Origin of the sequence: Ralstonia insidiosa (assembly GCF_008801405.1) — a bacterium.
Taxonomy (GTDB): domain Bacteria; phylum Pseudomonadota; class Gammaproteobacteria; order Burkholderiales; family Burkholderiaceae; genus Ralstonia; species Ralstonia insidiosa.
Genome location: NZ_VZPV01000001.1, coordinates 1714569 through 1733194, shown reverse-complemented (window position 1 = coordinate 1733194; position 18626 = coordinate 1714569). Strand labels below are relative to the sequence as shown.

The window sequence follows — 18626 nt, the reverse complement described above, 5'->3', positions numbered from 1 at the left end:
TGATCGATTATGCCACCCGGTGCATTGCGCACCGGACGTGACTGGCGAAAGGGGGTTTCGTCATTTCGCGAAAGCTCGCCCGGGCAATCTTCGGGCGACAAAAAACCCCGCCGGTTTCCCGGGCGGGGTTCTTGTGATGCGGAAAGACTCGCTTAGCGCTTGTCGATCGCCGGCACTTCGCGCGTAGCAGCACCGTTGAACAGCTGGCGCGGACGGCCGATCTTGTATTCCGGATCGGTAATCATCTCTTCCCACTGCGAGATCCAGCCCACCGAACGGGCCAGCGCGAAGATGCAGGTGAACATCGACGACGGGATGCCCAGCGCGCGCTGCACGATACCCGAGTAGAAGTCGACGTTCGGATACAGCTTGCGGCTGACGAAGTACTCGTCTTCCAGCGCGATCTTTTCCAGCTCCATGGCGAGCTTGAACAGCGGGTCGTTGTGCAGGCCCAGCTCGTTCAGCACTTCATGGCAGGTTTCGCGCATCAGCTTGGCGCGCGGGTCGTAGTTCTTGTACACGCGGTGGCCAAAGCCCATCAGGCGCACGCCGCTGTTCTTGTCCTTGACCTGCTTGATGAACTCGGGAACCTTGTCCACCGAGCCGATCTCTTCCAGCATGTTCAGTGCGGCTTCGTTCGCACCACCGTGCGCCGGGCCCCACAGACAAGCGATACCGGCAGCGATGGCAGCGATCGGGTTCGTGCCCGACGAGCCGGCCAGACGCACCGTCGAGGTCGACGCGTTTTGCTCGTGATCGGCGTGCAGGATGAAGATGCGGTCCAGAGCACGCTCCAGCACCGGATTCACCTTGTAGTCTTCACACGGCGTGGCAAACATCATGCGCATGAAGTTGCCGGTGTACGACAGGTTGTTCTGCGGGTAGATCAGCGGCTGGCCGATGTTGTACTTGTACGCCATGGCCACCAGCGTCGGCAGCTTGGCGATCAGGCGGATCTGCGAAATCTCGCGCTCGCGCGGGTCGTTGATATTGGCAGCATCCGGGTAGAACGCGCTCATCGCACCGACCAAGCCCGTCAGCACGGCCATCGGGTGTGCGTCACGACGGAAGCCGCGCAGGAAGAACTGCATCTGCTCGTGCACCATGGTGTGATTCGTCACCACATGGTTGAACTCTTCCTTCTGCTTGGCGTTGGGCAGTTCGCCCTTCAGCAGCAGATAGCAGATTTCCATGAAATCGCACTTGCTAGCCAGATCGTCGATGGCGTAGCCGCGGTACAGCAGCTCACCCTTGTCGCCGTCGATGTAGGTGATCTTGGAGTTGCACGACGCGGTCGACATGAAGCCGGGGTCGTACGTGAACTTGCCCGTCTGACCGTACAGCTTGCGGATGTCGATCACGTCCGGGCCAACCGTGCCCTTGTAGATCGGCAGCTCAACGCTGGGCGAGCCATCGGAAAACGATAGGGTGGCTTTCACTTCGGACGGCGTCATGTCGGTTTCCTTCTCTGCTGTTTATGAAAATGAAGTCGGGAGATTCCCGCCAGACGGATCGCAGGGTGCCGTGGGGGCGGCTAGACCGATTCGTCTTGCGGCAACCTCTCGCGCGTTGGCCTGCGGTCGAACAATCAGACCGAACGCAGCAAGGTCAGGACGTGCTTGACTTCCGGCACGTCGAGATCACCTTCCGGCTCCTTGCGTGCAAGCAGGAGATCCATCAGGTCGTTGTCGGGCAGCTCGAACAACTGCGAGAGTGCAGCAACGTCATCATCTGACAGCTCCGTCTCGTAGCGGTTGAAGAAGCGCTCGACGATGATATCGTTCTCCAGCAAACCGCGTCGGGCACGCCAGCGCAAACGCGCGCGTTTGTGCGGATCGGATTGGTGAGAGAACGTCGGGGTAGTCACAGCGGTCATGCTTCTCAAAAGGACGCGTCGCCGGAAAACCGCTCCGGCGACGCTGGGTGCGTTGCGATTTACACCGCGCGGCGCACCATCAGTTCCTTGATCTTGCCGATGGCCTTGGTCGGGTTCAGACCCTTCGGGCACACATCGACGCAGTTCATGATGGTGTGACAGCGGAACAGGCGGTACGGGTCTTCGAGGTTGTCGAGGCGCTCGTTGGTCGCTTGGTCACGGCTGTCGGCGATGAAGCGGTAAGCCTGCAGCAGGCCAGCCGGGCCGACGAACTTGTCCGGGTTCCACCAGAACGACGGGCACGACGTCGAGCAGCTCGCGCACAGAATGCACTCGTACAGACCGTCCAGCTCTTCGCGCTCTTCCGGCGACTGCAGACGCTCCTTCTCGGGCGGCGGCTCGTCGTTGATCAGGAACGGCTTGATCGAGTGGTACTGGTTGAAGAAGTGCGTCATGTCAACGATCAGGTCGCGCACCACGGGCAGCCCCGGCAGCGGACGCAGCACGATCTTCTCGGGCAACTCACGCATGTTGGTCAGGCAGGCCAGACCATTCTTGCCGTTGATGTTCATGGCGTCGGAGCCGCACACGCCTTCACGGCACGAACGACGGAACGCGATCGACTCGTCCAGCTTCTTCAGCTTGACCAACGCGTCGAGCAGCATGCGCTCGTGACCGTCGAGTTCGACCTCGTAGGTCTGCATGCGGGGCGCTGCGTCCTTGTCCGGATCGTAGCGATAGACTTCAAAAATACGCTTCATTTTTGTGGGTCCTTCCGGTTAGAACGTACGGGCCTTGGGCGGCACGCTTTCTACCGTCAACGGCTTCATCGTCACAGGCTTGTATTCCAGACGGTTGCCTTCGCTGTAGTACAGCGTGTGCTTCATCCAGTTTTCGTCGTCGCGGTTCGGGAAGTCGCTGTGGGCGTGGGCGCCACGCGATTCCTTGCGGGCAGCAGCCGACACCATCGTCGCCTTGGCGACTTCCACCAGGTTGGCCACTTCCAGCGCTTCAACGCGCGCGGTGTTGAACACCTTGGACTTGTCCTTCAGGTGGATGTTGGCGCTGCGCTCAGCCACTTCCATGATGCGCTGGACGCCTTCGTCCATCAGGGCCTGCGTGCGGAACACACCCGCGTGCGACTGCATGTTGCGGCGGATGTCGTTGGCAACGTCCTGCGCGTACTCGCCCGAGCTTGACGAATCCAGCTTGGCCAGGCGCGACAGTGCGAAGTCAGCGGCGTCAGCCGGCAGCGGCTTGTGTTCGCGGTTCTTCAGGTTCTGCGCAATGATGTGGTTGCCCGCCGAACGGCCGAACACCACCAGGTCGAGCAGCGAGTTCGTACCCAGACGGTTGGCACCGTGCACCGACACACACGAACACTCGCCGATGGCGTAGAAGCCATTGACGACTTCATTCGGGCTGCCGTTCTTCGGCACCACGACCTGGCCGTGATAGTTGGTCGGAATACCGCCCATCTGATAGTGGATGGTCGGCACGACCGGAATCGGTTCCTTGATCGCATCGACGTTGGCGAACTTCAGGCCAATTTCGCGGATCGACGGCAGGCGCTTCATGATGGTCTCGGCACCGACGTGGGTCAGGTCGAGCAGCACGTAGTCGCCGTTCGGGCCACAGCCGCGGCCTTCCTTGATTTCCTGGTCCATCGAGCGCGACACGAAGTCACGCGGTGCCAGATCCTTCAGCGTCGGGGCATAGCGCTCCATGAAGCGCTCGCCATCCTTGTTACGCAGGATGCCGCCTTCGCCGCGCACGCCTTCCGTGATCAGCACGCCCGCGCCGGCCACGCCGGTCGGGTGGAACTGCCAGAACTCCATGTCTTCCAGCGGCACGCCAGCGCGTGCTGCCATGCCCAGGCCATCACCGGTGTTGATGAAGGCGTTGGTGGAAGCGGCATAGATACGGCCGGCACCGCCCGTGGCGAACAGCGTCGTCTTGCCTTCGAGGATGTAGACCTCGCCGGTTTCCATTTCCAGCGCGGTCACACCCAGCACGTCGCCTTCCTGATCGCGGATCAGGTCGAGCGCCATCCACTCGGTGAAGAAGTGCGTCTTGGCGCGCACGTTACGCTGATACAGCGTGTGCAGCAGTGCGTGGCCGGTACGGTCAGCGGCGGCGCAGGCACGCTGCACCGGCTTCTCGCCGTAATTCGACGTGTGGCCACCAAACGGACGCTGATAGATCGTGCCGTCGGCATTGCGGTCGAACGGCATGCCGAAGTGTTCCAGCTCATAGACCACGTTCGGCGCCTGGCGGCACATGAACTCGATCGCATCCTGGTCGCCGAGCCAGTCGGAACCCTTGATGGTGTCGTAGAAGTGATAGTGCCAGTTGTCTTCGCTCATGTTGCCCAGCGAAGCACCGATACCCCCCTGCGCCGCCACGGTGTGCGAGCGGGTGGGGAAAACCTTGGACAGCACGGCCACGGAGAGGCCGGCTTCAGCGAGCTGCAGCGATGCGCGCATGCCCGAACCGCCCGCACCGACGATCACGACGTCGAACTTGCGGCGCGGCAGCCCAGTCTTGACTGCGACCATGTCTTAAACCCTCCAGAGAATCTGAGCTGCGTAGCCCGCACAACCAACGAGCCACAGAATCGTCAACACTTGCAGCGTCAAACGCACTGCCACGGGTTTCACGTAGTCCATCCAGATGTCACGCACGCCAATCCAGGCGTGATACGTGAGCGACAGGAAGGCTACGAACGTCAGCAGTTTCATCCACTGGTTGGCGAACAGGCCAGCCCAGCTTTGATACGACGTGTCTTTCGAGAGCAGGAACGCGGCCAGCAGCACAACGGTGTAGACCGCCATGATCACGGCAGTGACGCGTTGCGCGAGGAAATCCTTCAGGCCGTAGTGCGCGCCAACGACGAGGCGCTTGGGACCGATATTGTTATTTGCCATCTGGAACTCCTCAGAACAGGCCGAACAGCTTGGCGCCGAACACAACGGTCAGCAGCAGGCTGACGATCAGCACGCTCACAGCCGACTTGGCCGAGGTGGCCTTGTCGATACCGACATGCAGATCGAGGAGGAGGTAGCGGATGCCGGCGCAGAAGTGGTGCAGGTAAGCCCAGATCAGTGCGAGAACGACAATCTTGGCGAAGCCACCGGACAGAAGCGCCGTGAACTTGGCGAAACTGATTTCCGACGTGAGACTTTGCTCGAGCAAGTACAGCACGAACGGAAGAAGAAGGAACATCAGTGCACCGCTGGCACGATGCAGGATGGACACCTTACCGGCCCAGGGCAAACGGTAGCGGGCGAGATCGCCCAAACCGATGTTCCTGAATTCCGGTCTGGCTTTCTTGACGGCTTCTGCCATGTCAGACCCCATTGGCTAATCAACTAACAAAACTGCTTTGCAAAAATCCGCACGATTCTATCGCGCTTTTGTTGCGCAGCGCACCAATAATTCCACTCGGCGCGCTCCATTTTTGTGCTTCCTGCCCTCGCCTGCCAGTGGCGTGATGCGCGGGCAATTATCTGTTCTACACCTTCTTCGTGACGCGCAATACGCCGTTGCGCGCCTCACAAATCAAGACGCCGCCAACCCGCATGGCAGGCTGGCGGCGCGCCATCAATTCAACTCGTTCTGGTAGTAGTGCCGCGTCGTGACGTACAGGCCACGGCGCAGCTCCACCGGCTTGTCGCCGAACGTATGCGACACGCGCTCCACCGACAACAGCGGCGATCCTGCCTGCACCGACAGCAACTCTCCCGTGGCCGCATCGGCCGCCACGGCGCGGATGCGCTCGGTGGCACGCAACATGCGCACACCGAATTCCGCCTCGAAGAACGCGTACATCGGGCCCTTCCACTCGGTCAGCTTTTCAGCCGTCAACCCTTTGAAACTGGCACCCGGCAGCCAAATCTCCTCAAACACCGTCGGCTCGCTGGAGAAAAACAGCACGCGGCGGATCTGCACAACGCTGTCGCCAGCCTTGAGATCGAGCAGACGGGCAATCTCGGCCGGGGCGCGCATGCGCTTGCATTCCAGCACGCGACTGCTCGGGTAGTGCTGCTCGCCCTGCTCCGGCATCAATCGCAGGAAGCGGAACTGCACACCCTCTTCGTAATGTGTGGTGACGAACGTGCCCTTGCCCTGCCGGCGTGCCACCAGGTTTTCGGCAGCCAGTTCGTCGATCGCCTTGCGCACGGTACCCTGGCTCACCTTGTAGCGGGCAGCCAACTCCATTTCGCTGGGGATCATTTCGCCCGGCTTCCATTCGCCGGCTTGCAGGCTTTGCAGGATCAGCGTCTTGATCTGCTGATACAGCGGGCTGAACGTGGGTGACCCGCCCCCAGCGCCCGCAGACGCAGGCTGTGCGCTCGCCTCACCGCCACTGGACGGCGGCACGACGACGGATTGAGGGCTGGATGTACTCGACATAACTGGCGATTTCACCACAAAAGCCGCAAACGCGTCCAGCCCGTTTATAGAATGTCTTATGTCTTATATAAGACAGAAGATCAATTGACTTTCAAACGAGGCCAGCCCTACACTCGCGCCTGTTCCGGACGACGGGCTTCGCACTTGCGTCGGCAGGCTTCAAGATCCATCGCAAGGGTGTTTCCACATCGTCATGCGGACGCAGTAAACTGCGAGGCTCTTGCCCAATCCGAGCCGACCGCCCACGAGGCGCCGACCGTTGCCGGCAATGCCTGCGAGGCTGCACCGACATCCCGCCAGGATGCCCCGCCGCGCGCAGTGCGATCCGCTTTTCACACCCATTTGGAGAGTTCTCATGGCAAAAGCACCCATGCGCGTCGCAGTGACCGGCGCGGCTGGTCAGATCGGTTACGCCCTGCTGTTCCGTATCGCGTCCGGCGAAATGCTGGGCAAAGATCAGCCCGTCATCCTGCAACTGCTGGAAATCCCGGATGAGAAGGCCCAGAAGGCGCTCAAGGGCGTGATGATGGAGCTCGACGACTGCGCCTTCCCGCTGCTGGCCGGCATGGAAGCGCACTCCGACCCGATGACCGCATTCAAGGACGTGGACGTGGCCCTGCTGGTGGGCGCCCGCCCCCGCGGCCCGGGCATGGAGCGTGCAGACCTGCTGTCCGCCAACGCCCAGATCTTCACGGCCCAGGGCAAGGCCCTGAACGCCGTTGCCTCGCGCAACGTCAAGGTGCTGGTGGTCGGCAACCCGGCCAACACCAACGCCTACATCGCCATGAAGTCGGCGCCGGACCTGCCGCGCGAGAACTTCACCGCCATGCTGCGCCTGGACCACAACCGTGCCCTGTCGCAGATCGCCGCCAAGACCGGCAAGCCGGTGTCGAGCATCGAGAAGCTGTTCGTGTGGGGCAACCACAGCCCGACGATGTACGCCGACTACCGCTACGCCACGATCGACGGCAAGAGCGTCAAGGACATGATCAATGATCCGGTGTGGAACAACGACGTGTTCCTGCCGACCGTCGGCAAGCGCGGCGCTGCCATCATCGAAGCACGCGGCCTGTCGTCGGCTGCCTCGGCTGCCGGCGCTGCCATCGACCACGTGCGCGATTGGCTGCTGGGTTCGAACGGCAAGATCGTCACGATGGGCATCCCGTCCAACGGCGATTACGGCATCCCGCAAGACGTGATGTTCGGCTTCCCGGTCACGACCGCCAACGGCAAGTACGAAGTGGTCAAGGGTCTGGAGATCGACGAGTACAGCCAAGGCAAGATCAAGATCACGCTCGACGAGCTGGAAGGCGAGCGCGCTGGCGTGCAGCACCTGCTGGGCTGAAACGCATGATCTGACGAAAAACCGGAGTGGATCGGCAACGAACCCTCCGGTTTTTTTACACCAACAAGGCGTCACGCACGCCACAAACCCGATACGACGCAGTGCACCCCACCGAGGTTTTGTTCCAGGACGACGCCGCCCCGGCCCAATTGCCGGTCTGCGATCACTATGCAGGCGCAGAGAAACTCATGCGCAAATCGCTTGCCCTGCAACAAACCCTTGGCCCCGTCTTCGATATCACGTTTGACTGCGAAGACGGCGCCGCCGTCGGCCAGGAACGCGCCCATGCCGAACTGGCCGCCGCGCTCATCAACAGCGACGACAACCGCTTCAATCGCGTCGGCGTACGCATCCATGACCCGAACCACGATGCGTGGACGCAAGACGTCGACATCCTTGTCGGCCAGGCCGGCAGCCGCCTCGCCTATGTGACCGTGCCCAAGGTGCGCGACGTGGTGGAGGTGGCCCGCGTGACCGATCGCGTCAATCAGGCCGCGCGTGCAGCCGGCATCGCGCGACACCTGCCGATCCACGTGCTGATCGAAACGCATGGGGCGCTGGCGCAAGTGTTCGACATTGCATCGCTGGTGCAGGTGGAATGCCTGAGTTTCGGGCTGATGGATTTTGTCTCGGCACATAACGGCGCGATTCCGGGTGCGGCGATGGGTTCTCCGGAGCAGTTCGAGCATCCGCTGATCCGCCGTGCACTGACCGACATTTCCGCTGCGTGCCACGCCCACGGCAAAGTCCCGTCGCACAACGTCAGCACCGACGTCAAGCACCCGGACCGCGCCGGCCGCGATGCCGCACGCGCCCGAAATGAATTTGGCTATCTGCGCAAGTGGAGCATCCATCCGGACCAGATCGCGCCAATCGTTTCCGCGTTCCGCCCGTCGCACGAAGAAGTGACACAGGCAGCCGCCATTCTTGCCGCGGCGCAGGATGCGTCGTGGGGCCCGATCCAGCACGACGGGCGTCTGCATGACCGCGCAAGCTACCGCTACTGGTGGGCCGTGCTGCAACGTGCGCACACCACCGGCGTCGACATGCCGCCTGCAGCCGCCAAGCGCTTCTTCGAGTAAGAGGAAATGGCCATGACCGACAACAACCAAACCGGCGCAGGCACCCGCTTCCGCCAGGCCCTGGTCGAAGAAGCACCGTTGCAGGTTGTCGGCACCATCAACGCCAACCATGCCCTGCTGGCCAAGCGGGCCGGCTACCGCGTGATCACCCTGTCGGGCGGCGGCGTGGAACTGTACGAAAGCATTGGTTACCACGAGTACGAAGCCAAGCTGGACGCGCTGTTCGCGCAGAACCGCGGCTGAGCGACGTTTGCTCGAGTCCATCACCACACATCGACAAGGAGAGCGGCCAGGGCAAGAAAGGCAAGAGGAACATCGCCCGGTACCGGGCTGTGCGTGGCCAATACCCCCCCGTTTGGGCGAAGGGTTGCGTTGCCATGTAACAGAACGTTGGGCACGGCGTGCAAATCGGTCAAAATACCGGCCGGTGCGCGAAATGCCGTGGCAATCCCAGACTGCGGCTGTCGCCTCCCCCATCCTGTTCTACCGAAGGAAACTTTATGAACAAGTTTATCGTGGGCGCCTGCGCCGGCGTTCTTTCGCTGGCCGCGTCGCAATACGCAGCCGCCCAGACCACCACGCCCGCCAAGCCGGCTGCCAAGAAGGCCCCGGCCAAGAAGACCGCCAAGAAGGCGGCGCCCGTTGCTGCAGCCAAGCCGGATGGCGTGCAATGGAAGTGCGAACTCGGCAACGAGTTCTACGTCGCCGGCGACATGACGCGCGATCAGATCATCAAGCTGCACTGGAAGGGCAAGAACTACGACCTGCCGCGCCAGCTGACCCGCACCGGCGCCGACCGCTACTTCGACCAGAAGACCGGCTTCGACCTGGTGGTCATCCCGGCCAAGGCCATGCTGTTTGACCGCAACGAAGGCCACCGCCTGGCCGACGAGTGCCAGACCGCCGAAATGGCCGCTGGCGCACCGGCGCCCACGCAAGCCGGCGCCCTGCGCGCTCCGGCCGGCCTGCCGTTGATGCTGCAAGACAACGCTGCTCCGGCACCGGCCCCCGCGCCGGACGCTGCCCAGCCGGCCAAGCAGTAACGAGAATCAACGCGAGAGGCCCGTAGGAGCCCCCCATGTCCGCATCGGTTGCGAACATCCGCCCGAAACCTGACAAGGTCATCGTCGACATCGTTGACTACGTGACCGAGTCCAAGCTCACCAGCAAGACGGCCTATGAAACGGCCCGCCATTGCCTGCTGGACACCTTGGGCTGCGGGTTGGAGGCGCTGTCGTATCCGGCGTGCACCAAGCTCCTGGGGCCCATCGTGCCGAACGGCGCGAAGGTCCCGGGCACACAATTCCAGCTCGATCCGGTTCAGGCAGCGTTCAACATCGGCGCCATGATCCGCTGGCTGGATTTCAACGACACGTGGCTGGCTGCCGAATGGGGCCACCCGTCGGACAACCTCGGCGGCATTCTGGCCGTGGCGGATTGGTTGTCCCGCACAAACCTCGCTAACGGCAAGAAGCCGCTGGTGATGAAAGACGTACTGACCGCGATGATCCGCGCCCACGAGATCCAGGGCTGCATCGCGCTCGAAAATGCATTCAACAAGGTGGGGCTGGACCATGTCGTGCTGGTCAAGGTCGCCACCACCGCGGTGGTCGGGCAATTGCTTGGGCTGTCGCGTGACGAAATCATCAACGCTGTGTCGCTGGCGTGGGTCGATGGTCAGGCGCCGCGCACCTACCGCCACGCGCCGAATACCGGCAGCCGCAAATCATGGGCGGCAGGCGATGCGACCAGCCGCGGCGTGCGCCTGGCGCTGATGGCCCAAACGGGCGAAATGGGTTATCCCTCTGCCCTCACTGCCAAGGGTTGGGGCTTCTACGATGTGTCCTTCAAGGGCCAGCCGTTCAAGTTCCAGCGCAAATACGGCACGTACGTGATGGAAAACGTACTGTTCAAGATCAGCTTTCCGGCCGAATTCCATGCGCAGACCGCTGTGGAAGCGGCCATGACACTGCACAAGGCACTTGCGAAGGCCGGCAAGACCGTAGACGACATTGCAAAGATCACGATCCGCACGCACGAGGCGGCGCTGCGCATCATCGACAAGCAAGGGCCGCTCGCCAACCCGGCAGACCGCGACCATTGCATCCAGTACATGGTCGCCGTGCCGCTCATTTTCGGCCGACTGACGGCGGAAGACTACGAAGACAACGTCGCCCGCGACCCGCGCATCGATGCGCTGCGCAAGAAGATCGTCTGCGTGGAAGACAAGCAGTTCACTCAGGATTACCACGCCCCCGAGAAGCGTTCGATCGCCAATGCGATCACTGTCCAGTTCAAGGATGGCAAGACGCTCAAGGAAGTCGTGGTGGAGTACCCGATCGGCCATCAGCGGCGGCGCAAGGAAGGCATGCCACTATTGGTCGAGAAATTCAGGACCAACCTGGCCCGCCGTTTCCCGGCCAGGCAGCAGGACGCGATCCTGGCGGTATCGCTGGACCAGAAGGCTCTGGAAGCGATGCCGGTCAATGCGTATGTCGATTTGTATGTGATTTAAATTTGAGTTGGTCGATCTGATGTATCCGCAAGGGGCACCCCGGTGCCCTGCGCATCCTCAAGCCTGGAGTCATGCCATGCCCCACAACCTGAAAAAAACACTCAAGGAATTCAAGATCAACGGCGGCCAGACCGGCAAGTTCCATTCCCTGCCACAACTGGGCAAGGAACTGGGCGTGGCGATCGAGCGCCTGCCGGTGTCGATCCGTATCGTGCTGGAATCGGTGCTGCGCAACTGCGACGGCAAGAAGGTGACCGAAGAGCACGTCGCGCAACTGGCCAACTGGAAGCCGAACGCCGAGCGCGTTGATGAGATCCCGTTCGTGGTCGCCCGCGTGGTGCTGCAGGACTTCACCGGCGTGCCGCTGCTGGCCGACTTGGCCGCCATGCGCAACGTGGCCGAGCGCATGGGCAAGAACCCCAAGAAGATCGAGCCGCTGGTGCCGGTCGACCTGGTGGTGGACCACTCCGTGCAGATCGACCACTTCCGTGAGAAGAAGGCGCTGGATCTGAACATGCAACTGGAGTTCTCGCGCAACAACGAGCGCTACCAGTTCATGAAGTGGGGCATGCAGGCATTCGACACGTTTGGCGTGGTGCAACCGGGCTTCGGCATCGTCCACCAGGTCAACCTGGAATACCTGGCACGTGGCGTCCATAAGAAGAGCGGCGTGTACTACCCCGACACCCTGGTCGGCACCGACAGCCACACCACCATGATCAACGGGATCGGCGTGGTGGGCTGGGGCGTGGGCGGCATCGAGGCGGAAGCCGGCATGCTGGGTCAGCCGGTGTACTTCCTGACGCCGGACGTGGTGGGCGTGGAACTGAAGGGCCGCCTGCGCGAAGGCTGCACGGCCACCGACCTGGTGCTCACCATTACCGAGCTGCTGCGCAAGGAGAAGGTTGTCGGCAAGTTCGTCGAGTTCTTCGGCGAAGGCACGGCCAGCCTGTCGCTGCCGGACCGCGCGACCATCGGCAACATGGCCCCGGAATACGGCGCCACGATGGGCTTCTTCCCGGTTGATGGCAAGACCATCGACTACTTCAAGGGCACGGGCCGCACCAAGGAAGAAATCAACGCGTTCGAAGCCTACTTCAAGGCACAGAAGCTGTTTGGCGTGCCGAAGGCCGGTGAGATTGACTACACCAAGACGCTGACGCTGGACCTCTCCACGGTGGCCCCGTCGCTGGCTGGTCCGAAGCGCCCGCAAGACCGTATCGAAATCGGCAACGTGAAGTCGACCTTCTCGTCGCTGTTCTCCAAGCCTGTGGCCGAAAACGGCTTCAACAAGAACGCCGACGATCTCGACAAGGGCTACACGACGACCGACGGTATCGAAGTGAAGAGCGGCGACGTGCTGATCGCGGCCATCACCTCGTGCACGAACACCTCGAACCCGAGCGTGCTGCTGGCCGCCGGCCTGCTGGCCAAGAAGGCGGTGGAAGCCGGTCTGCAGGTCGCACCGCACATCAAGACCTCGCTCGCCCCGGGAAGCCGCGTGGTGACGAAGTACCTGGAAGCGGCTGGCCTGCTGCCGTACCTGGAAAAGCTGGGCTTCGGCGTGACGGCGTACGGTTGCACGACGTGTATCGGCAACGCCGGCGACCTGACGCCGGAGCTGAACGAGACCATCGTGAAGAACGATATCGTGGCGGCTGCCGTGCTGTCGGGCAACCGCAACTTTGAAGCGCGCATCCACCCGAACATCCGCGCCAACTTCCTGGCCTCGCCGCCGCTGGTCGTGGCCTACGCCATCGCCGGCAACGTCACGCGCGACCTGATGACCCAGCCGGTTGGCCAGGGCAACGATGGCCGCGACATCTATCTGGGCGACATCTGGCCGACCTCGGACGAGATCGCCAAGCTGATGAAGTTCGCGATGAACGCAGACACGTTCCGCACGAACTACGAGCAGGTCAAGAAGCCGTCCAAGCTGTGGGCCAACGTCAAGGGCACGAAGGGTCAGGTCTATGACTGGCCGAAGTCGACGTACATCGCCGAGCCGCCGTTCTTCGAAGGCTTTGGCATGACGCCGGCCGCGGCTTCGGCATCGGTGTCGGGCGCACGTGCCCTGGGCGTGTTTGGCGATTCCGTGACGACCGACCACATCTCCCCGGCCGGTTCGATCAAGGAAACGTCGCCGGCTGGCAAGTACCTGCTGGCCAACGGCGTGCTCAAGGCCGACTTCAACAGCTACGGCTCGCGCCGCGGCAACCATGAGGTGATGATGCGCGGCACGTTTGCAAACGTGCGCATCAAGAACCTGATGATCCCGCCGAAGGCCGACGGCTCGCGCGTGGAAGGCGGCGAAACGCTGTTCCAGCCGAGCGGCGAGCAAATGTCGATCTACGACGCCGCCATGAAGTACATCGCTGAAGGCACGCCGACGGTCGTGTTTGGTGGCGAAGAATACGGCACGGGCAGCTCGCGTGACTGGGCCGCCAAGGGCACGCAACTGCTGGGCGTGAAGGCCGTGATCGCACGCAGCTTCGAGCGCATCCACCGCTCGAACCTGGTCGGCATGGGCGTGCTGCCGCTGCAGTTCAAGGGCAACGACTCGGTGCAATCGCTGGGCATCATCGGCGACGAGACCTTCGACATCGAAGGCCTGGAAGGCGAAATCAAGCCGCAACAGGACGTCACTCTGGTGATCAAGCGCGCCAATGGCGAGACCACCCGCGCGCAAGTGCTGCTGCGCATCGATACGCCGATCGAAGTCGACTACTACAAGCACGGCGGTATCCTGCCGTTCGTGCTGCGTCAGCTGCTGGCGGCCTAAACCACCGCTGCGCTGTCGATCGGAAGCCGGCTCTTAGGAGCCGGCTTTTTTTATTGCCGAACGAAATCAAACAAGGTGACGATGCCCCAATCCGTGCCCGGGCTTTGGTAGAGTGTGCCGATTAGGCCGCGTAAAGCAGTCCCCCCCGGCAGTCCCCCCGGCCATCGCACAATGGTTTCACCAGCAGGAGCTTCGCACCCATGGCCAAAGTGGTCCTCGCCCTACTCGTCGTGGCGGCCGCCGTGTTCTACATCCTGTTCAAGGCACCTCAGACCGATGCTCCGGCACCGACTGCCGCAACAGCAACCTCACCTGCCGTGACGGCCGCGCCCGTACCGCCACCCCCGCCGATGGAGACCCCCGCTTCTGCTGTAGCGCCTACCGCCCCCGCGAGCGCACCGGCAGCATCGGAACCGGTAGCCATATCCGCCCCGGCAGCAGCCCATGACGTGGCGACCGATGCATCGGCGCCCGCTGCCAAGCCTTAGGAGTTTCGCCGACAACGCATCACACAGCAGCGACCAAGGGTAAAATAACGCCCCTTCTTTCCAATCGACCGGTACGGCACAGCATGGCAGGATTCCGCTCCAAGGCCCCCCAACGTCTTTCCCCCGATGCAGAACGGCTCGTCGCCGATGCCCTGGCGCTTGATGCGTCAGGCAGTCGTATCGAAGACGTCTACTGGGAACAACGGCTGTCCGAACGTCTTTCCCGGCTGCTCAAGAACGGCAGCCAGACCGCACTCGACGCCGCACTCGACCATCTCTTCAAGCACAACGAGGAAGCCTCCGACGTGCTGGCCGAACAGGCCGAGACACTGGCCGAATCGGCGGTGTTCACTTCTGGGGGTGTTGAGTACGATGCGCTGCTGATTGCGGCGCCCATCCTCGCGCACACGCGCTACATGATTCCGTCGGGCACCATCAAGCCGGAACTGGCGCAGACGCTGCAGGTGCACCTGCAGGCGCACGTGATGGCGTCCGGCGCCCGCGTGGCGCTCGCGCCCTATCTTTACAGCATCGACCAGCTCCCACGCACGCACTCCGACACCTTTGCGCTCACGCACAAGCTGGCGGCGTATGCGCTGTCGGGCCAACAGCCCAAGGTAGACCTGCGCGACATGCCCGAAACGGCGCCCATCCTGGCCGACCCGCGCTACCTGGTCGCCATCGTCGTGGCTCAGCACGGCCAACCGCTGTTCCGCTGGCAGGAAGACGCCAAGGAACACCACGCCGAGCGCTCCACCTGCCTGGAGCAATGGCGCGAGCAAGTCACGCCGACCATCTCCACGCTGATGCCGGGCTGCGAGTTCGAACTGCTGCTGCCGGACGCCTTCTTCCTGTCCTGCCGCGAATCCGACAAGCAGATCCGCCCGCTGACCGTGCGTGCCGCCGTCAACTACCTGCAAGGTGCGCTGGATCTACCGGCCAATCGCTTTGGCGCGATCATCGGCGCGTTCGGGGAGGAGCAGATCGAAGAGTACCGCGTGGCCTTTACCGTGCGCGGTGAGAAAGAACTGATCTACGGCATCGTCTGGCCCGTCTACGGCCGCGATGGCGGCGCCACCGATGTCGCCGCGGAAGGCGAGCCCGGCAGCCCGCTGGAGCAGATTTGCGACGAGCTGCGTGCCTGCGGCATCGAAGACATCTTCCGCCACGGCCAGCTCTTCGAGCCGGAATATTGCGAAGACTGCGGTGCGCCGCTCTATGCCGACCGCGCTGCCGAAATCGTGCATGCAGAGATGCCGGAAGACGCGCCGACGCAGCAGCCGCTGTTCCACTGACACGGCCTCGCGAGCAAAAAAAACGGACGACCTCGGTCGTCCGTTTTCATTTGGTAAATCGCGGTTTACTGCCAGCCGTAGCGGCGCACGTAGACGCGCTTCATCCACTGCGTGAGTGTCATGTAGCCCACCAGGATCGCCACCAGATAGGCGAAGTAGATGGGCGGCAACGGCTGCAGCTTGAAATACCCCGCCAGCGGCCCCATCGGCAGAAAGATGCCGATCGCCATGATGATCCCCGTCATCATCAGCAACGGCGCTGCGGCCCGGCTCTGGATGAACGGAATCTTCTGCGTACGGATCATGTGCACGATCAACGTTTGCGTGAGCAGGCCGACCACAAACCAGCCTGACTGGAACAACGTCTGATGCTCCGGTGAGTTGGCGCCGAATACAAACCACATCAACACAAAGGTGGTGATGTCGAACACCGAGCTGATCGGCCCGAAGAACAGCATGAACCGGCCAATCTCTGCGGGCTGCCAACGCTGCGGCTTCTTCAGTTGATCGGCATCCACGTTGTCGAATGGGATGGCGATCTGCGAGATGTCGTACAGCAGGTTCTGCACCAGCAGTTGCATCGGCAGCATGGGCAGGAACGGGATGAAGGCGCTCGCCACCAGCACGGAGAAGACGTTGCCGAAGTTCGAGCTGGCCGTCATCTTGATGTACTTGAGCATGTTGGCGAAGGTGCGGCGCCCTTCCAGCACGCCGGCCTCCAGCACCATCAGGCTCTTTTCCAGCAGGATGATGTCGGCGGCTTCCTTGGCGATGTCCACCGCCGTATCTACCGAAATGCCGATATCGGCCGCGCGCAGCGCCGGCGCATCGTTAATGCCGTCACCCATGAAGCCGACCACATGGCCGTTGGCCTTGAGCGCACGCACCACGCGCTCCTTGTGCGCAGGCGTGAGCTTGGCGAAGACGTTGTAACGCTCAACCAACTCCGCCAGTGCGGCATCGCTCTTGCGTTCCACGTCGGCACCCAGCACCACCAGCGAGGTGTCCAGCCCGACCTCATGGCAGATCTTGGCGGTCACCAGCGCGTTGTCACCGGTGAGGATCTTCACGGCCACGCCGTGCTCGCGCAGAGCGGCCAGCGCGGGGGCGGTGGTTTCCTTTGGCGGGTCCAGGAAGGCAACGTAACCGAGCAAGGTCAGTTCGCTCTCATCGGCCACGCCGTAGGTGTCCTTGAACGGCAGCGTCTCCTTGATAGCCACAGCCACTACACGCAGGCCCTCGGCATTCAAACCAGCCGTCACCTTGCCGATGCGCTCCAGCAGCGCGGCCGTCATCGGCTCGCTGGTGTTGCCGTGGCGCACGTGGGTACACACGGAAAGAATCTCTTCCACCGCGCCCTTGCAGATCAGCACATGCGTGGCCGGGTTTTGCGCCACCACGACCGACATGCGGCGGCGCGTGAAGTCGAACGGAATCTCGTCGACCTTGCGCCAGTCGTACGGCTCCAGCTGGCGCGAGATTTCCGCGTGCTCCAACACCGCAACATCCAGTAGGTTCTTCAAGCCAGTCTGGTATCGGCTGTTGAGATACGCCATGCGCAGCACATCGTCCGAGGTCTCGCCGAACACATCGGTATGACGCTCCAGGCAGATCTTGTCTTGCGTGAGCGTGCCGGTCTTGTCGGTGCAGAGCACATCCATGGCGCCAAAATTCTGGATCGCATCCAGATGCTTGACGATGACCTTCTTGCGCGACATCACCACGGCGCCCTTGGCCAGCGTGGAGGTGACAATCATCGGCAGCATTTCGGGCGTCAACCCCACCGCCACCGACAGCGCGAACAGGCAGGCCTCCACCCAGTCGCCCTTGGTAAAGCCGTTGATAAACAACACCAGCGGCGCCATCACCAGCATGAAGCGGATCAGCAACCAGCTCACGCGGTTCACGCCCGCCTGGAAGGCCGTGGGCATGCGGTCGACTGCCGTTACCCGCTGGGCCAACGTGCCGAAGTAGGTGCGACTGCCCGTTTCCACCACCACGGCCGTCGCTGAACCCGAAACCACGTTGGTCCCCATGAAGAGGATGTTGTCCAGTTCCAGCACGGTGGCCGTCTGCACACTCTTCTGCTCCGCGAACTTCTCGACCGGCAGCGATTCGCCCGTCATGGCCGCCTGACTGACGAAGAGGTCCTTGGCAGACAGCACGCGCAAGTCAGCAGGGATCATGTCGCCGGCGGACAGTACCACCAGTTCACCCGGCACGAGTTGCCGGATGGGCACCTCGACACAGCGCACTGCGGCAGGCAGGCGGGTGTCCGGGGCCTCGCGGCGCATCACCGTGGCGGTGTTGCTGACCATCGCCTTGAGTTTGTCGGCCGCCTTGTTGGAGCGTGCCTCCTGCCAGAAGCGGATCAGGGTCGACAGCACCACCATGGTGGTGATCACGACGGTGGCCTGCATGTCGTCGGTGGCAAACGAGATCGCTGCCAGCACGGTCAACAACAGGTTGAACGGATTGGTGTAGCAGCGCCACAGGTGCATCCACCACGACAGCGGCTTCTCGTGCTCGACCTCGTTCGGGCCCACGCGCGCCAGCAGCGACTGCGCGTGCTGCGCCGTCAGCCCCTGCGGGTGCGAGCGCAAAAGCTTGATCTGGGTGTCCGCATCATTGCGCGAAGCGGCGATCAGCGACTGTGAAATGGCCTGCGCGACCTCACGGTTCTGCTCCGTAGTATCAAATGACTCCAGCATCAACAGCCGCCGGAAATGCCGGCCGATCGCGCGGTTGCGCACGAAGCCGGCGAAGAATTCTTTCAGTGCCTGGAAGATCATGACGGGCCCTCGGGTTGCAGATGAACTCAGGCGAG

Annotated in this window: 15 protein-coding genes and 1 pseudogene; 8 read left to right on the top strand and 8 right to left on the bottom strand. The window is 62.5% G+C overall.

The window, feature by feature from the left end; genetic code table 11:
- Positions 1-152: 152 nt before the first annotated feature.
- The 7 genes from gltA to F7R11_RS08290 all read right to left on the bottom strand — a co-directional run bounded on the left by gltA (position 153) and on the right by F7R11_RS08290 (position 6292).
- Entirely contained in the window at positions 153-1454 is a 1302-nt protein-coding gene (gene gltA, locus F7R11_RS08320; protein ID WP_021194918.1) for a citrate synthase, read from the bottom strand.
- Positions 1455-1588: 134 nt separating this feature from the next.
- The gene (locus F7R11_RS08315; RefSeq protein WP_021194919.1) at positions 1589-1876 is read right to left on the bottom strand and encodes an FAD assembly factor SdhE; all 288 of its coding nucleotides are present in this window, start codon (positions 1874-1876) and stop codon (positions 1589-1591) included.
- A 59-nt stretch (positions 1877-1935) separates the two neighbouring features.
- Positions 1936-2637, bottom strand: a complete 702-nt coding sequence (locus F7R11_RS08310) for a succinate dehydrogenase iron-sulfur subunit (protein WP_021194920.1) — start codon at positions 2635-2637, stop codon at positions 1936-1938.
- A gap of 18 nt (positions 2638-2655) precedes the next feature.
- Positions 2656-4434 carry a succinate dehydrogenase flavoprotein subunit gene (gene sdhA / locus F7R11_RS08305; protein WP_021194921.1) on the bottom strand — a complete coding sequence of 593 codons (1779 nt, stop codon included), beginning with the start codon at positions 4432-4434 and terminating at the stop codon, positions 2656-2658.
- Between the two features lie 3 nt (positions 4435-4437).
- A complete protein-coding gene (gene sdhD / locus F7R11_RS08300; RefSeq protein ID WP_021194922.1) occupies positions 4438-4803 on the bottom strand; it encodes a succinate dehydrogenase, hydrophobic membrane anchor protein in 366 nt (121 codons plus the stop codon).
- 10 nt (positions 4804-4813) lie between these two features.
- A complete protein-coding gene (gene sdhC / locus F7R11_RS08295) occupies positions 4814-5224 on the bottom strand; it encodes a succinate dehydrogenase, cytochrome b556 subunit (protein ID WP_021194923.1) in 411 nt (136 codons plus the stop codon).
- Between the two features lie 255 nt (positions 5225-5479).
- Entirely contained in the window at positions 5480-6292 is an 813-nt protein-coding gene (locus F7R11_RS08290) for a GntR family transcriptional regulator (RefSeq protein WP_031329360.1), read from the bottom strand.
- Positions 6293-6647: 355 nt separating this feature from the next.
- On the opposite strand from F7R11_RS08290, the gene F7R11_RS08285 reads away from it, so the two are divergent.
- From F7R11_RS08285 to F7R11_RS08250, 8 genes and pseudogenes are all read left to right on the top strand, one after another.
- Positions 6648-7637: a malate dehydrogenase gene (locus F7R11_RS08285; protein ID WP_021194926.1), complete on the top strand. Its 990-nt coding sequence runs from the start codon at positions 6648-6650 to the stop codon at positions 7635-7637.
- A gap of 101 nt (positions 7638-7738) precedes the next feature.
- Positions 7739-8719, top strand: coding sequence for an HpcH/HpaI aldolase/citrate lyase family protein (locus tag F7R11_RS08280; protein ID WP_064802570.1), 981 nt, complete (start codon positions 7739-7741; stop codon positions 8717-8719).
- 12 nt (positions 8720-8731) lie between these two features.
- A pseudogene (prpB, locus tag F7R11_RS08275) lies at positions 8732-8887 on the top strand (methylisocitrate lyase); the annotation flags it as partial.
- Between the two features lie 332 nt (positions 8888-9219).
- Positions 9220-9762, top strand: coding sequence for a hypothetical protein (locus F7R11_RS08270; protein ID WP_021194929.1), 543 nt, complete (start codon positions 9220-9222; stop codon positions 9760-9762).
- Between the two features lie 35 nt (positions 9763-9797).
- On the top strand, positions 9798-11234 hold the full coding sequence (locus F7R11_RS08265) for a bifunctional 2-methylcitrate dehydratase/aconitate hydratase (RefSeq protein ID WP_064802566.1): 1437 nt from the start codon (positions 9798-9800) through the stop codon (positions 11232-11234).
- 76 nt (positions 11235-11310) lie between these two features.
- A complete protein-coding gene (gene acnA / locus F7R11_RS08260; RefSeq protein WP_064802564.1) occupies positions 11311-14016 on the top strand; it encodes an aconitate hydratase AcnA in 2706 nt (901 codons plus the stop codon).
- 200 nt (positions 14017-14216) lie between these two features.
- Positions 14217-14504, top strand: coding sequence for a hypothetical protein (locus tag F7R11_RS08255; RefSeq protein ID WP_082932796.1), 288 nt, complete (start codon positions 14217-14219; stop codon positions 14502-14504).
- Between the two features lie 83 nt (positions 14505-14587).
- Complete coding sequence (locus F7R11_RS08250; protein ID WP_021194932.1) at positions 14588-15799, top strand: DUF2863 family protein; 1212 nt, start codon at positions 14588-14590, stop codon at positions 15797-15799.
- Between the two features lie 65 nt (positions 15800-15864).
- On the opposite strand, the gene mgtA is transcribed toward F7R11_RS08250, so the two are convergent.
- Positions 15865-18591, bottom strand: a complete 2727-nt coding sequence (mgtA, locus tag F7R11_RS08245; protein WP_064802562.1) for a magnesium-translocating P-type ATPase — start codon at positions 18589-18591, stop codon at positions 15865-15867.
- Positions 18592-18626 lie beyond the last annotated feature (35 nt).

What these genes read in the sequence shown, in the direction of transcription:
- F7R11_RS08315 (WP_021194919.1), bottom strand. Translation starts at nt 1,876, where the DNA reads ATGACCGCTGTGACTACCCCGACGTTCTCTCACCAATCCGATCCGCAC.
- sdhD (WP_021194922.1), bottom strand. Translation starts at nt 4,803, where the DNA reads ATGGCAAATAACAATATCGGTCCCAAGCGCCTCGTCGTTGGCGCGCAC.
- F7R11_RS08285 (WP_021194926.1), top strand. Translation starts at nt 6,648, where the DNA reads ATGGCAAAAGCACCCATGCGCGTCGCAGTGACCGGCGCGGCTGGTCAG.
- gltA (WP_021194918.1), bottom strand. Translation starts at nt 1,454, where the DNA reads ATGACGCCGTCCGAAGTGAAAGCCACCCTATCGTTTTCCGATGGCTCG.
- F7R11_RS08250 (WP_021194932.1), top strand. Translation starts at nt 14,588, where the DNA reads ATGGCAGGATTCCGCTCCAAGGCCCCCCAACGTCTTTCCCCCGATGCA.
- F7R11_RS08270 (WP_021194929.1), top strand. Translation starts at nt 9,220, where the DNA reads ATGAACAAGTTTATCGTGGGCGCCTGCGCCGGCGTTCTTTCGCTGGCC.
- F7R11_RS08255 (WP_082932796.1), top strand. Translation starts at nt 14,217, where the DNA reads ATGGCCAAAGTGGTCCTCGCCCTACTCGTCGTGGCGGCCGCCGTGTTC.
- F7R11_RS08310 (WP_021194920.1), bottom strand. Translation starts at nt 2,637, where the DNA reads ATGAAGCGTATTTTTGAAGTCTATCGCTACGATCCGGACAAGGACGCA.
- F7R11_RS08290 (WP_031329360.1), bottom strand. Translation starts at nt 6,292, where the DNA reads ATGTCGAGTACATCCAGCCCTCAATCCGTCGTCGTGCCGCCGTCCAGT.
- mgtA (WP_064802562.1), bottom strand. Translation starts at nt 18,591, where the DNA reads ATGATCTTCCAGGCACTGAAAGAATTCTTCGCCGGCTTCGTGCGCAAC.
- acnA (WP_064802564.1), top strand. Translation starts at nt 11,311, where the DNA reads ATGCCCCACAACCTGAAAAAAACACTCAAGGAATTCAAGATCAACGGC.
- F7R11_RS08265 (WP_064802566.1), top strand. Translation starts at nt 9,798, where the DNA reads ATGTCCGCATCGGTTGCGAACATCCGCCCGAAACCTGACAAGGTCATC.
- sdhA (WP_021194921.1), bottom strand. Translation starts at nt 4,434, where the DNA reads ATGGTCGCAGTCAAGACTGGGCTGCCGCGCCGCAAGTTCGACGTCGTG.
- sdhC (WP_021194923.1), bottom strand. Translation starts at nt 5,224, where the DNA reads ATGGCAGAAGCCGTCAAGAAAGCCAGACCGGAATTCAGGAACATCGGT.